Source organism: Salmonella sp. SAL04196, from assembly GCF_046550835.1.
GTDB lineage: Bacteria > Pseudomonadota > Gammaproteobacteria > Enterobacterales > Enterobacteriaceae > Salmonella > Salmonella enterica.
The window spans coordinates 18827-32729 of sequence record NZ_JBGDXE010000007.1 but is presented as its reverse complement, the minus strand read 5'-3'; the positions used below and the strand labels follow the sequence as shown (position 1 = coordinate 32729).

At 53.1% G+C, this 13903-nt stretch carries 13 protein-coding genes; 7 read left to right on the top strand and 6 right to left on the bottom strand.

All coding sequences use genetic code 11. The features are described 5' to 3' along the window. Positions 1-9 precede the first annotated feature (9 nt). From fabY to ACLJPE_RS19565, 6 genes are all read right to left on the bottom strand, one after another. Complete coding sequence (gene fabY, locus ACLJPE_RS19590) at positions 10-951, bottom strand: fatty acid biosynthesis protein FabY (RefSeq protein ID WP_001518251.1); 942 nt, start codon at positions 949-951, stop codon at positions 10-12. Between the two features lie 44 nt (positions 952-995). Beyond that, on the bottom strand, positions 996-1433 hold the full coding sequence (gene dtd / locus ACLJPE_RS19585; protein ID WP_000560969.1) for a D-aminoacyl-tRNA deacylase: 438 nt from the start codon (positions 1431-1433) through the stop codon (positions 996-998). Further along, positions 1430-2302 carry a virulence factor BrkB family protein gene (locus ACLJPE_RS19580; RefSeq protein WP_000921423.1) on the bottom strand — a complete coding sequence of 291 codons (873 nt, stop codon included), beginning with the start codon at positions 2300-2302 and terminating at the stop codon, positions 1430-1432. The genes dtd and ACLJPE_RS19580 overlap by 4 nt, the downstream gene beginning before the upstream one ends. Beyond that, positions 2296-2895, bottom strand: a complete 600-nt coding sequence (yihX, locus tag ACLJPE_RS19575; protein ID WP_000965695.1) for a glucose-1-phosphatase — start codon at positions 2893-2895, stop codon at positions 2296-2298. Before yihX ends, ACLJPE_RS19580 begins: the two co-directional genes overlap by 7 nt. Positions 2896-3085: 190 nt before the next feature. Next, positions 3086-3889, bottom strand: coding sequence for a DeoR/GlpR family DNA-binding transcription regulator (locus ACLJPE_RS19570; RefSeq protein WP_039514532.1), 804 nt, complete (start codon positions 3887-3889; stop codon positions 3086-3088). A gap of 33 nt (positions 3890-3922) precedes the next feature. Then, on the bottom strand, positions 3923-4819 hold the full coding sequence (locus ACLJPE_RS19565) for a sugar kinase (RefSeq protein WP_001528888.1): 897 nt from the start codon (positions 4817-4819) through the stop codon (positions 3923-3925). 164 nt (positions 4820-4983) lie between these two features. On the opposite strand from ACLJPE_RS19565, the gene yihU reads away from it, so the two are divergent. The 7 genes from yihU to ACLJPE_RS19530 are packed head-to-tail and all read left to right on the top strand — an operon-like array spanning position 4984 to position 13874. Continuing rightward, positions 4984-5880, top strand: a complete 897-nt coding sequence (gene yihU / locus ACLJPE_RS19560; RefSeq protein ID WP_031602026.1) for a sulfolactaldehyde 3-reductase — start codon at positions 4984-4986, stop codon at positions 5878-5880. Between the two features lie 22 nt (positions 5881-5902). Next, on the top strand, positions 5903-6781 hold the full coding sequence (gene yihT / locus ACLJPE_RS19555; RefSeq protein WP_001067413.1) for a sulfofructosephosphate aldolase: 879 nt from the start codon (positions 5903-5905) through the stop codon (positions 6779-6781). A gap of 15 nt (positions 6782-6796) precedes the next feature. Next, complete coding sequence (gene yihS, locus ACLJPE_RS19550; protein WP_031602025.1) at positions 6797-8038, top strand: sulfoquinovose isomerase; 1242 nt, start codon at positions 6797-6799, stop codon at positions 8036-8038. A 3-nt stretch (positions 8039-8041) separates the two neighbouring features. Further along, complete coding sequence (locus ACLJPE_RS19545; protein ID WP_015406200.1) at positions 8042-8899, top strand: aldose-1-epimerase; 858 nt, start codon at positions 8042-8044, stop codon at positions 8897-8899. 43 nt (positions 8900-8942) lie between these two features. Next, the gene (locus tag ACLJPE_RS19540; RefSeq protein WP_031602024.1) at positions 8943-10979 is read left to right on the top strand and encodes an alpha-glucosidase; all 2037 of its coding nucleotides are present in this window, start codon (positions 8943-8945) and stop codon (positions 10977-10979) included. 45 nt (positions 10980-11024) lie between these two features. Then, positions 11025-12407 (top strand): MFS transporter, encoded by a 1383-nt coding sequence (locus ACLJPE_RS19535; RefSeq protein WP_000084245.1) that lies wholly within the window; start codon positions 11025-11027, stop codon positions 12405-12407. 45 nt (positions 12408-12452) lie between these two features. Next, positions 12453-13874, top strand: coding sequence for an MFS transporter (locus ACLJPE_RS19530; RefSeq protein WP_000064888.1), 1422 nt, complete (start codon positions 12453-12455; stop codon positions 13872-13874). The last annotated feature ends 29 nt before the right edge of the window (positions 13875-13903 follow it).

Genomic DNA, 13903 nt, shown 5'->3' with positions numbered 1-13903 from the left:
TATGTCCAGCTACTCCTCCTCATTCCCGCCCTCTTCATACGGGCCGAACGGTTTCGCAGGTAGTACGATATAAATGCCTTCGAAAATTGCCCCTGCGGTCTCGCCGCCCAACAGTTCAACCTGCAACTGGACACGCGCTTTTTTACCCCGCGCCAGCCTGTCCAAATCACCGCTTAGCGAGCCCAAATCAGCCACGGCGTTTGGCTTTCCGCTAATCGGTTTACTGTAGCGAATATGGGCGTCAGCAAGAATAATCGTCCCGCCCAGGTGACGTTCACGGAGCATCAGCCAGATAAGTCCCCATCCAGTCAGCGTCGCCAGGGAGAACAGGCTGCCGGCAAACACCGTGTGATGCGGATTTTGATTACCGGTTTCCGGCATCGTGGTAATAAATTTTTGCCCGGTGTACTGCTGAATGCGCACCCCCATCTTTTCGCTCAATGGAATGTGCTCATACCAGGCCTGCTGAAGCTGCCCGCACCAGTCGCCGCGATGCAGGATATCATCCAGCGATGCTACCGGTTTAATCATCAGAAAATGGCGGATTGGCGTAGTTGTGGGCGTAGTAATCTCCCCTTGATTGACAAATCCGAGTTTGGCAAAGAACTCAACCGCATCTTCGCGCGCGCTGCAGGTGACGCGCTTAACGCCTTCCTGGCGGGCAACAGACTCCAGGGTCATTGCCATTAATGTCCCCAGCCCTTTATCCTGTACCGAGGGATGTACAGCCATAAAACGAATAGACGCCTCGTTATCTGCATTGATATACAGGCGGCCCACTGCAACTAAGTTTCCTTCTTCGTCCACCACCATTTGATGGTGCGCCAACGCATCCCAGCCATCCCGTTCCGACCCTTTCGGCTGGTGCAGCGGTTTACGCAGCATCTCCCAGCGAAACTGGTAGTAACGTTCTAATTCTTCTTCTGTTTGCGGAACTCGAAGGTGATACATAGCCGTACTCTCTCTTGTTATCCGCGGCCACGCCGGAAGCTGACTCATACCTGGAGCCAGAATGTCACGGGACCGTCATTAACCAGCTCAACCTGCATATCGGCAGCGAAGCGTCCGGTTTGCGTGTTTATCGCCTGCTGGCGGCAGCGTTCGACAAAATATTCATAAAGCGCCTGCGCGCGATCCGGCGCAGCCCCGCCGGAAAAGCTTGGTCGCATACCGCGCTCGGTATCTGCCGCCAGCGTAAACTGCGACACCACCAGCACGCTGCCGCCAGCCTGTTGTACATTCAGATTCATCTTGCCGTCAGCATCGCTGAAGATACGGTATCCCAGCACGCGCTCGCACAGACGATTCGCTTTTTGTTCGTCATCTTCTTTTTCGACACCCAATAACACCAAAAGTCCTGGGCCGATTTCACCCGTCACCTCGTCCTCCACGGTGACGCTGGCACGGGTTACGCGTTGAATTAATGCAATCATGGTTGGTCAGCTTCTTCTTGTTCTGCGGCTTGTTTGAGTTTTCGGTATTCCCCGAGAGTGACAGTTATTTCTGCGCCAAGCAAGACTATACACCAGGTCCAGTATACCCAGACAAACAGGATTGGGATCACTGCCAGTACGCCATAAATGAGCTGATATGACGGGAACATGGTGATATAAAGCGCGAAACCTTTCTTTCCGGCCTCGAACAGCAACGCTGCGACAAACGCGCCGACAAGGGCGTCACGGTTCGGTACGCGAGTTGTTGGGACAATACTGTAAAGTAACCAGAATGAGATCCACGAGAGCAGCAGCGGAAGGATGCGCAATACATTGTCGATGACCGTATTCAGATCGCTGGCCCAGCGTAAAGAAAGCAGGTAGGAGCTGATCGCCAGGCTGGCGCCAGCGAGAAGCGGGCCGAGCGTGAGGATCATCCAGTACACCGCAAAAGAGTACACTTTTGGCCGTGTGCGTTTGCTGCGCCAGATAGTGTTTAAGGCGCTATCAATGGCGTACATCAACAGCAATGCCGTCACAATCAGTCCACAGGCGCCCACCGCCGTCATTTTGTTGGAATTAGCGACAAACTGCTCAATATAGCGCTGAATCACGTCTCCGGTGGCTGGCATAAAGTTAGCAAAAATAAAATGGCGTAACTGAATGCTGACATCAGAAAACATCGGAAAAGCAGCGAAAAGGGCAAAAACGACGGCAATAAGCGGTACTAAGGAGAGTAATGAGACATAGGCGAGGTTTCCCGCCAGAGTCGTCATATTATCCTCATCGATACGCTGCCATAATAGCTTGAGCCAGGCCCGAACAGGGCGCGTATGGCGTCCAGCTTTTTGGTGAACGGTTTTTAGCATAACAGCTTCGCGAAATAGTCAGGGATGGTGGCTTTATCCTTCACCAGAATGCTGGTGATCCCCAACTGGTTGGCCCCTTCTATATTATCGGCATTGTCGTCGAAAAAGACCGCATCGGCAGCGGAAAAACCTTCTTTCTGCAGGACGTGCTGATAAATACGCGCTTCCGGCTTACGCATTCCCAAATCCTGCGATAAATAGATATGGTCGGCGGCAGCGCGCACCTCCGGGTATTCCTCCGGCCAGAAGTGGGTATGCAGTCGGTTAGTATTGGATAGCACCACCACGCGATGCCCCTGCTCGCGCAGTTTATGCATGATAGCAATCACTTCGGGCCGTAATCCGACAAATACCGCCTGCCAGCCGTGCGCAAATTGTTCATAACTGAGCGATAACGCCATTTCATGACAGAAAGCTTCAGCAAACGCTTCGTCCGTTATCTCACCGCGTTCATGTTGGTGAAAAGTCTCGCCCATCGTAAATTTTTGCTTCAGCGAAGCCAGCGGTACTCGACTCAGATCGCTCCACACACCTAATACGCGGTTAAAGTCGATGTCGACAATCACATTACCTAAATCAAAGATGTAGAGCATGTCATTCTCCTTGCTAACCGGGGATGAATAACTGTAGCGGGAAAGGAGAAGTTTGACTATGTATCCCTTTATAAATCAATTAACAAAAAGACAATAGAAACGCAGACGATGCCCAATATCGCCTGCATCACAGCGCCGTTTTATTGGCCGGATAAAGCGCTGACGCGACCATCCGGCGCAAGGGCGCTTGTCACGCTGAAATGGCGTCGTCCAGCGAAGGACTCACCTGAACCACTTCGATTTGCTGGGATTGAAGTAAATTCTGTAATGCCGGACCGGGATACTCGTCCGTAAACAGAGCGGTAATCTGTGACACATTGCCGATCTCAACCGCCGCAGAAGCATGGTATTTCGTATGATCGGCGGCCAGCAGAATATGTCGCGAGTGGGCCATCATGGTTTTCACTACGCTGGCTTCGTTGACATCAAACTCCAGTAACGCGCCATCGCTCTCTATCGCGCCTACGCTGGTGACGAGATAGTCCGCCCGGAACCCCGCGACAAACGCCGCCGCGGATGGCCCGATAATGCCGCTATTATGCGGGCGCAGCGTGCCGCCCGGCACCATCACTTCAAAGCGAGGGTTATTATAAAGAATGTGCGCGACGCGCAGGCTATTGGTGATAATGCGCAGATGATTATGGTTGAGCAGCGCGCGCGCCACCTGCTCAACCGTCGTTCCAATCGTGATAAATATCGTGGAGCCATCCGGAATATAGTCAGCCACGGCTTCCGCAATGGCTTTTTTCTCTTGCGTCCAGGAGACCTCTCGCTGCTCAAAGGCGGTGTTGACCACACTGGACGCTCTGCCAGCGCCGCCGTGATGACGCGTAATCAGCCCCTGCTCGCTTAATTTACGAATATCGCGGCGAACCGTCTGGGTAGAGACCTCCAACAAACTGGCTAACTCATCGATATTCATATAGCCGCGCTCATCAATTAGCATTAACAGCCGATCGTGTCGCGGATTACCGGTCAGTTCGGTAAGATTCATGAGCATTCCTCTAAAAGCTTCCTACTGCTCATATTATACAAAAAGTGACAAGAAAGATCGGGTTTGCTCACAATCAGGGATACCCGCCCGGCCACCTGGGCGCGTACACTTCAGCGCGGCAACGCCGCTGGCGAATCTGACAGCCTCTTCGATGGCGTATCCGCTTGCCAGGCCAAATGCCAGTGCGCCATGAAAAACATCGCCCGCGCCGGTAGTATCCACTACCTCCACGGTAAAACCCGGTTGGTGGCGTACCGCCGCTTTTTCCAACCAGTTACAGCCTTCGCTGCCTCGCGTGACATAGACATGTCCATTTGTGAGCATTTGTGCTTTTTTTAGCGCATCAATGGCTTCGCTCATCCCCGTCAGGCGTGCCAGCCCTGGCTCGGAGAAGGCGGCGTGGTCGCTTAACGCCACCAGCTCGCTAATATCCTGCGGCGTAATATCGCCATCAAGAACAGTCATGACGCCAGCCTGACGCGCCAGCGTAAACGCCTGTTTTGCGCCGTCATGCCAGCGCACATCCGCCAACACCACATCCCACTGCGAAAAATCGATGTCGTTAAGCCAGCCGGCGTCAGGCAATAAATCCGGGCTAGGATAATTAACGATAATCCGCTCTCCTTTGGCATCCACCATAATCGCTGACTGCGACGACATGGCCTGCGTGTAGCGGCGGGTATAGCGGGTATTTACCCCCAGGGATTCCAGTTCCGCCAGCAGGCTGTTTCCGGTGTCGTCATCGCCCACACGGCCAATAAAGTCCACCTGCGCGCCCAATTTCGCCGCAGCCACGGCAGCGGTCGCCGCAGGCCCGCCGCCCACTTCCGTATAGCGCTTCGCCACATATTTACCCCCTTCTGTCGGTAATCCTTCCACGTAATAGATGCGATCCATCACGGTAATACCTACACAAGCAATACGAACCATGGTCATTCCTCAAGCATTTTCGATGTGCTCATTTTAATTTCACGAAATGTTTAAAAAGTGACGGCTGTCAATTTTTTGACTATAAATTACAAATACGATCACAAACAGACAGAAAAAGGCTCATTAATGACAAAAAATGACACCACCGTGTTCAGGAGAACGATATGGCAGTTATAGCATTTATCGGGTTGGGACAGATGGGCTCCCCTATGGCGAGCAATCTGCTAAAGCAGGGCCATCAACTCAGCGTCTTCGATGTTAATCCCGACGCCGTACAGCGTCTGGTAGACAAAGGCGCGCAACCTGCAAGCAGCCCGGCTCAGGCAACCATCGGCGCTGAATTTGTTATCACCATGCTCCCGAACGGCGATCTGGTTCGTTCCGTTTTGTTTGGCGAGCAAGGCGTTTGTGAAACCCTTTCCCGTGAAGCGCTGGTCATTGATATGTCCACTATTCATCCGTTGCAAACCGATAAGCTGATTGCCGACATGCAGAGCAAAGGGTTCAGCATGATGGATGTGCCGGTAGGCCGGACATCCGACAACGCGATTACCGGCACATTGTTGCTGCTGGCAGGCGGTATGGCGGAGCAAGTAGAGCGCGCTACCCCTGTTCTGATGGCGATGGGTAATGAGCTGGTCAACACCGGCGGCCCGGGAATGGGTATTCGCGTAAAACTGATCAACAACTACATGAGTATTGCTCTAAATGCGCTCTCCGCCGAAGCCGCCGTGCTGTGTGAAGCGCTGGGGCTTTCCTTCGACGTAGCTTTAAAAGTGATGAGCGGCACTGCCGCAGGCAAAGGGCATTTCACCACCACCTGGCCGAATAAAGTGATGAAAGGGGATCTGTCTCCCGCCTTCATGATCGATCTGGCGCACAAAGATCTTGGCATCGCGTTGGATGTCGCCAATCAACTGCACGTACCGATGCCGCTCGGCGCCGCCTCCCGTGAAGTTTATAACCTGGCGCGGGCCGCAGGCCGCGGTCGGGAAGACTGGAGCGCCATCCTGGAACAGGTGCGCATCAGCGCCGGGCTGACCGCCAACGTAAAAAAGTAACGACTGTATAAAGGAAAATTGAATGAACAACTACACCATCAAAGACATTACGCGAGCGTCCGGCGGGTTTGCCATGCTGGCTGTCGATCAGCGCGAGGCGATGCGTTTAATGTTTGCTGCTGCTGGTGCGAAAACACCCGTTGCCGATAGCGTGCTGACGGATTTCAAAGTGAATGCGGCGAAAATTCTTTCCCCGTATGCCTCTGCCGTTCTGCTGGATCAGCAGTTCTGTTATCGCCAGGCCGTAGAACAAAACGCGGTCGCTAAAAGCTGCGCCATGATCGTCGCGGCGGATGATTTCATCCCGGGCAACGGTATTCCCGTTGATAACGTGGTCATTGATAAAAAAATTAATGCGCAGGCGGTAAAACGGGATGGCGCGAAAGCCTTAAAACTGTTGGTGCTGTGGCGCAGCGACGAAGACGCGCAGCAGCGTCTGGATATGGTCAAAGAATTCAATGAATTATGTCACTCCAATGGTTTGCTGAGCATTATCGAACCGGTTGTACGTCCGCCGCGCTGCGGCGACAAGTTCGATCGCGAGCAGGCGATTATCGATGCGGCCAAAGAGCTGGGCGACAGCGGCGCCGATCTTTACAAAGTTGAAATGCCGCTCTACGGCAAAGGCGCGCGTTCCGATCTTCTTACCGCCTCACAACGCCTGAATGGGCATATCAATATGCCGTGGGTCATCCTCTCTTCCGGTGTGGACGAAAAACTGTTCCCTCGCGCGGTCAGGGTCGCCATGGAAGCTGGCGCATCCGGGTTCCTGGCGGGACGCGCGGTCTGGTCATCAGTGATTGGTTTACCGGATACCGAGCTGATGCTACGTGATGTTTCCGCGCCTAAATTGCAACGTCTGGGCGAGATCGTCGATGAAATGATGGCAAAACGTCGTTAATACGAGGATGAAAGAATGAAATGGTTTAACACGTTGAGCCACAACCGCTGGCTGGAGCAGGAAACCGACCGCATCTTTAATTTCGGTAAAAACGCCGTGGTGCCGACAGGCTTCGGTTGGCTGGGAAATAAAGGGCAAATCAAAGAAGAGATGGGCACCCATCTTTGGATCACGGCGCGTATGTTGCACGTTTATTCCGTGGCGGCGTCGATGGGCCGACCGGGCGCTTATGATCTGGTCGATCACGGTATCAAAGCCATGAACGGCGCGCTGCGCGATAAAAAATACGGCGGCTGGTATGCCTGCGTTAACGATCAGGGCGTGGTAGATGCCTCTAAACAGGGTTATCAACACTTCTTCGCCCTGCTGGGCGCGGCCAGCGCCGTCACGACCGGGCACCCTGAAGCCAGAAAATTGCTGGATTACACCATAGAAGTGATTGAGAAATACTTCTGGAGTGAAGAAGAGCAAATGTGCCTGGAGTCCTGGGACGAAGCCTTTAGCACAACCGAAGACTACCGTGGCGGCAACGCCAATATGCACGCCGTCGAAGCGTTCCTGATTGTTTATGACGTTACCCATGACAAAAAATGGCTGGATCGCGCACTGCGTATCGCGTCGGTAATTATTCATGATGTAGCGCGCAACGGTGATTACCGCGTCAATGAGCACTTCGATTCACAGTGGAACCCTATCCGCGACTACAACAAAGATAATCCTGCCCACCGTTTCCGCGCCTACGGCGGTACGCCAGGTCACTGGATTGAGTGGGGCCGTCTGATGCTCCATCTCCATGCTGCGCTGGAAGCCCGCTTCGAAACGCCACCCGCCTGGCTGCTGGAGGATGCGAAAGGTCTGTTCCATGCCACTATCCGCGACGCCTGGGCGCCAGATGGCGCAGACGGCTTTGTCTACTCAGTCGACTGGGACGGTAAACCTATCGTACGTGAACGCGTGCGCTGGCCGATTGTGGAAGCGATGGGTACGGCCTACGCCCTCTACACCCTGACGGGCGATAGCCAGTATGAAGAGTGGTATCAGAAATGGTGGGACTACTGCATTAAGTACCTGATGGACTATGAAAATGGTTCCTGGTGGCAAGAGCTGGACGCCGATAACAAAGTGACCACCAAAGTGTGGGACGGCAAGCAAGATATTTACCATCTGCTGCACTGCCTGGTCATTCCTCGTCTGCCACTGGCGCCGGGCCTGGCTCCAGCGGTCGCGGCGGGTCTCCTGGATATCAACGCGAAATAGGTCATGAGGATGGCAGCCATGCACAGCGGTGGAAAAACTATTCAGCTTAATGCGGGCCATTACCAGGCGAAAATTGTCACGGTTGGCGCAGGTCTGGCGGAACTGACCCATCATGGACGCCATGTGGTCATCCCGCATAAACCGGAAGAAATACCCATGGCGCATCTGGGGAAAGTATTGATTCCCTGGCCCAATCGCGTGACAAATGGCTGCTACTCCTATAACGGCAAGGTTTTCCAGCTTGCCGTTAACGACCCGGTTTCGCAGACCGCCATTCACGGTCTGTTAGCCTGGCGAGACTGGCAGATTAATTATCAGTCGGCGACGGAAGCGTCGCTAACGATTTTTCTGCCGCCCTCTTACGGCTATCCCTTTGCGTTGATATCGGAAGTAATTTATCGGTTAGATGCCGCCAGTGGGCTGCGCGTATTGATTCGTACGCAAAACATTGGCGATGAATCAGCCCCTTATGGCGCGGGCGCACATCCTTATTTGACTTGTAATCTGCAAAGCATCGATAGCTGTGTATTAACACTGCCTGCAAGCGAAGAATTGCCCGCAGGCAGGGATTTTTCCGCATCATGCCTGCTCGGCGAAACGCGCCTTGATCATGCGGTTAAGACCGCGACTACCCCGGCTGAGTGGGAGGTCAGACTTACCAGCCCAACGCAGAACATGTCTACATTTTTACGCAGCAATCAACCCTGGCTACAGATCTATACCGGCGAAAAACTCAGCCGAAAAGGTCTCGCGGTAGAGCCTATGAGCTGCCCGCCCGATGCATTTAATTCCGGGATCGCGCTGATTCATCTTGCCCCAAAAGCGATCCATCAACTGCATTTTTCCATCGGCTGCGACTAGCCCAAATGGATTACCGAATTACCCTACATTCACGGAGATTACAATGAATTCTCTACCACAACGGTCAACCGATTTTGAACTGACAACATCACAGGATGGTTTTGCGCTTAACTGGCAGCAGCGCCTGATTTTACGCCACAGCACCGAAAATCCCTGTCTGTGGATTGGCGCGGGCGTTGCCGACATTGACATGTTTCGCGGCAACTTCAGCATCAAAGACAAACTTAACGAGAAGATTGCATTAACGGAGGCCACGGTCAGCGAGCTACCCGACGGCTGGCTGGTACAATTCAGCCGTGGCGCAACAATTAGCGCCACCCTTCGCATCTCCGCCGATGAGGCGGGACGCCTGAAGCTGGATCTGCAAAACGACGACCTGCACCATAACCGTATCTGGTTACGCCTCGCGGCTAATCCAGACGACCATATCTACGGCTGCGGCGAACAGTTCTCTTATTTCGATTTGCGCGGCAAGCCGTTCCCGCTGTGGACCAGCGAACAGGGCGTTGGCCGTAATAAAACCAGCTATGTCACCTGGCAGGCAGACTGTAAAGAGAATGCCGGCGGCGACTATTACTGGACCTTCTTCCCGCAACCGACCTTTGTCAGCACGCAGAAGTATTACTGCCACGTCGATAATAGCTGCTATATGAATTTCGACTTCAGCGCGCCGGAGTATCACGAACTGGCGCTGTGGGAAGATAAAACTACGCTGCGTTTTGAGTGTGCCGACACCTACATCGCCCTGCTGGAAAAACTGACTGCGCTGTTAGGTCGCCAGCCGGAGCTGCCGGACTGGGTTTACAACGGCGTCACGCTAGGCATTCAGGGCGGTACGGAAGTTTGCCAGCAAAAACTGGATACCATGCGCAACGCAGGCGTAAAAGTGAACGGTATTTGGGCGCAGGACTGGTCCGGTATCCGCATGACCTCCTTTGGCAAGCGCGTGATGTGGAACTGGAAGTGGAATAGCGACAACTATCCGCAACTGGATAGCCGTATCAAACAGTGGAAAGAAGAAGGCGTACAGTTCCTCTCTTATATCAACCCATACGTCGCCAGTGATAAAGACCTCTGCGCTGAGGCGGCGAAACACGGCTATCTGGCGAAAGACGCCACGGGCGGCGACTATCTGGTCGAGTTTGGCGAATTCTATGGCGGCGTGGTCGATCTGACCAATCCTGAAGCTTACGACTGGTTCAAAGACGTCATCAAAAAGAACATGATCGCGCTCGGCTGCAGCGGCTGGATGGCGGATTTCGGCGAATATCTGCCGACCGACACGTATCTGCACAACGGCGTCAGCGCCGAGATCATGCATAACGCCTGGCCTGCGCTCTGGGCGAAATGTAACTACGAAGCGCTACAGGAGACCGGCAAGCTCGGCGAGATCCTGTTCTTTATGCGTGCGGGTTACACCGGCAGTCAGAAATATTCCACCATGATGTGGGCAGGCGACCAGAACGTTGACTGGAGCCTTGATGATGGTCTGGCCTCTGTAGTGCCTGCGGCATTGTCGCTGGCGATGACCGGCCATGGTCTGCATCACAGCGATATCGGCGGCTACACCACCCTGTTTGACATGAAACGCAGCAAAGAGTTGCTGCTGCGCTGGTGCGATTTCAGCGCCTTTACGCCGATGATGCGCACCCATGAAGGCAACCGCCCCGGCGATAACTGGCAGTTTGACGGCGACGCGGAAACTATTGCCCACTTTGCCCGCATGACCACCGTCTTTACCACGCTGAAACCGTATCTCAAGCAGGCGGTGGCGCAAAACGCGGCTACCGGTCTGCCGGTCATGCGTCCGCTATTCCTGCACTACGAGAACGATGCCGCAACCTACACCCTGAAATATCAATATCTGCTCGGTCAGGATCTGCTGGTCGCGCCGGTTCACGAGCAGGGGCGTTGCGACTGGACGCTGTATCTGCCGGAAGATCACTGGGTGAATATCTGGACCGGCGAAGCTCACCACGGCGGTGAAATTACCGTGGATGCGCCCATTGGCAAGCCGCCGGTCTTCTATCGCGCGAAGAGCGAGTGGGCTTTACTTTTTGCTTCTTTACGGAATATCTAATACGGCTCGCCCGCAGGGAAACCTGCGGGCAGATGGAGAAGAATAATGAGTCAAACATCATCGAATCCGGCAACCCTACGCTTGCCGTTTAAAGAAAAACTTGCCTATGGACTGGGGGATTTAGGTTCCAATATCCTGTTAGATATCGGGACCCTCTATTTACTCAAATTTTATACCGATGTGCTGGGTTTACCAGGGACTTACGGCGGGATCATTTTCCTGATCGCCAAATTTTTTACCGCATTTACCGATATGGGTACCGGCATTATGCTCGACTCGCGGCGTAAAATTGGTCCGAAGGGCAAATTCCGCCCGTTCGTGCTTTACGCGGCATTTCCAGTAACGCTACTGGCGATTGCTAACTTTGTCGGCACACCGTTTGAGGTGACGGGAAAAACCGTCGTCGCAACGATACTGTTTATGCTGTACGGGCTGGTTTTCAGCATGATGAACTGCTCGTATGGCGCGATGGTGCCCGCGATTACCAAGAACCCGGATGAACGCGCCTCGCTTGCCGCGTGGCGTCAGGGCGGCGCCACTCTCGGCCTGCTGCTGTGTACCGTTGGCTTTGTGCCGGTCATGAACCTGATCGAAGGCAATGCCCAGCTCAGCTATATTTTCGCCGCCACGCTATTTTCATTGTTTGGCCTGCTATTTATGTGGCTGTGCTACGCCGGCGTTAAAGAGCGCTACGTCGAAGTGAAACCTGTCGATAACGCGCAAAAGCCCGGATTATTGCAGTCGTTCCGCGCCATCGCCGGTAACCGTCCGCTGTTTATTCTGTGTATCGCCAACCTTTGTACTCTCGGCGCCTTCAACGTCAAACTGGCGATTCAGGTTTATTACACACAGTACGTTCTTAACGACCCGATCCTCCTCTCCTGGATGGGCTTCTTTAGCATGGGCTGTATTTTTATCGGCGTCTTTTTGATGCCCGGCGCAGTAAGGCGTTTTGGCAAGAAGAAAGTCTATATCGGCGGGCTGTTAATATGGGTGGCGGGCGATCTGCTCAACTACTTCTTTGGCGGCGGCTCGGTCAGTTTTGTCGCCTTCTCCTGCCTGGCGTTCTTCGGTTCCGCCTTCGTCAACAGCCTGAACTGGGCGCTGGTTTCCGACACGGTGGAGTACGGTGAATGGCGCACCGGCGTCCGCTCGGAAGGGACGGTTTACACCGGCTTCACCTTCTTCCGTAAGGTCTCCCAGGCGCTGGCAGGGTTCTTCCCCGGCTGGATGCTGACGCAAATCGGTTATATCCCGAATGTGGTGCAATCGGCAGGCACCGTCGAAGGCCTACGCCAGTTGATCTTTATTTATCCTTGCGTGCTGGCGGTCATCACCATTATTGCGATGGGCTGTTTCTACAACCTCAACGAGAAGATGTACGTGCGAATTGTGGAAGAGATTGAGGCCCGGAAACATACGGTTTAACAACAATAAAATATAACGCCCTGCGGGGCGTTTTGAGAGGCGATTATGTCTAATCATGATCCGCTAACGCTAAAGTTGAGCCTGCGGGAAAAATGCGCCTATGGCGTGGGCGATTTCGGCTCAAATCTGATGCTGTGTATCGGTACGCTGTATCTACTGAAGTTTTATACCGATGAACTCGGGATGCCTGCATATTACGGTGGAATTATCTTTCTGGTGGCGAAATTCTTCACCGCTTTTACCGATATGCTCACCGGCGTATTGCTGGACTCACGCCGTAATATTGGCGCAAAAGGAAAGTTTCGGCCTTTTATTCTGTATGCGTCATTTCCGGTCGCTCTGGTTGCTACTGCGCAATTCTTTGCCACTCACTTTACTTTACCCGTTAAAACAGCCTTCGCGACGGTGCTGTTTATGTTGTTCGGTCTGTTCTACAGCCTGATGAACTGCTCATACGGCGCGATGGTACCCGCTATTACCAAAAATCCGCATGAGCGCGCCCAGCTCGCCGCATGGCGACAAGGCGGTGCTACCATTGGCCTTCTTCTTTGTACCGTAGGTTTTATGCCCATTCAGGCGCTGTTTACCCGTTCCCCTTCGCTGGGTTATCTGATTGCAGCAGTCATTTTTTCGGTCTGCGGGCTGTTCAGCATGTGGTGGTGCTTTAGCGGGGTGAAAGAACGGTATATCGAAACCGTGCCTGACACGCATAAACCCAGCATATTGAAATCCTTCTGCGCGATTTTTCGTAATCCGCCGCTGCTGGTGCTCTGCGTCGCCAATTTGTGCACGCTGGCCGCCTTTAATATCAAGCTGGCCATTCAGGTTTATTACACTCAGTACGTGCTGAACGATATTCATTTGTTGTCATGGATGGGTTTTTTCAGCATGGGCTGTATCCTGATTGGTGTTTTATTAGTACCTGCTGCGGTAAAACGCTTCGGGAAAAAACAGGTTTATCTTGGTGGTCTGATATTGTGGGCCGTTGGCGATATCCTGAATTTTATCTGGGGTGGAACGTCATTCCTGTTTGTTATTTTCTCTTGTATCGCCTTCTTCGGTACCGCTTTCGTCAACAGCCTGAACTGGGCGCTGGTTCCGGATACGGTTGACTACGGTGAATGGAAAACGGGTATTCGCGCTGAAGGCTCGGTGTATACGGGTTATACCTTTTCCCGCAAAATTTCCGCTGCGCTTGCTGGCTTTTTGCCAGGTATTATGCTGACGCAAATCGGTTATATCCCCAACATAGCTCAAAGTGACACCACGTTGCTTGGTTTGCGTCAGCTCATTTTTTTATGGCCTTGCGGTCTTGCCATTATCGCAGCACTAACGATGGGCTTTTTTTATAAGCTCAATGAACAACGTTTCGCTTTTATTATCGAGGAAATTGCCCAACGAAAGAAAACAGGTAATCAAATTGTCGCGACTAATAATAAACAAAGTATTTCTACTGTAAATAATTAAACGACGCTTGCCGCTTTATCCATCCCGAT

Coding starts and splice junctions, on each gene's coding strand:
- fabY (WP_001518251.1), bottom strand. CDS start 951: ATGTATCACCTTCGAGTTCCGCAAACAGAAGAAGAATTAGAACGTTAC.
- dtd (WP_000560969.1), bottom strand. CDS start 1,433: ATGATTGCATTAATTCAACGCGTAACCCGTGCCAGCGTCACCGTGGAG.
- ACLJPE_RS19580 (WP_000921423.1), bottom strand. CDS start 2,302: ATGCTAAAAACCGTTCACCAAAAAGCTGGACGCCATACGCGCCCTGTT.
- yihX (WP_000965695.1), bottom strand. CDS start 2,895: ATGCTCTACATCTTTGATTTAGGTAATGTGATTGTCGACATCGACTTT.
- ACLJPE_RS19570 (WP_039514532.1), bottom strand. CDS start 3,889: ATGAATCTTACCGAACTGACCGGTAATCCGCGACACGATCGGCTGTTA.
- ACLJPE_RS19565 (WP_001528888.1), bottom strand. CDS start 4,819: ATGGTTCGTATTGCTTGTGTAGGTATTACCGTGATGGATCGCATCTAT.
- yihU (WP_031602026.1), top strand. CDS start 4,984: ATGGCAGTTATAGCATTTATCGGGTTGGGACAGATGGGCTCCCCTATG.
- yihT (WP_001067413.1), top strand. CDS start 5,903: ATGAACAACTACACCATCAAAGACATTACGCGAGCGTCCGGCGGGTTT.
- yihS (WP_031602025.1), top strand. CDS start 6,797: ATGAAATGGTTTAACACGTTGAGCCACAACCGCTGGCTGGAGCAGGAA.
- ACLJPE_RS19545 (WP_015406200.1), top strand. CDS start 8,042: ATGAGGATGGCAGCCATGCACAGCGGTGGAAAAACTATTCAGCTTAAT.
- ACLJPE_RS19540 (WP_031602024.1), top strand. CDS start 8,943: ATGAATTCTCTACCACAACGGTCAACCGATTTTGAACTGACAACATCA.
- ACLJPE_RS19535 (WP_000084245.1), top strand. CDS start 11,025: ATGAGTCAAACATCATCGAATCCGGCAACCCTACGCTTGCCGTTTAAA.
- ACLJPE_RS19530 (WP_000064888.1), top strand. CDS start 12,453: ATGTCTAATCATGATCCGCTAACGCTAAAGTTGAGCCTGCGGGAAAAA.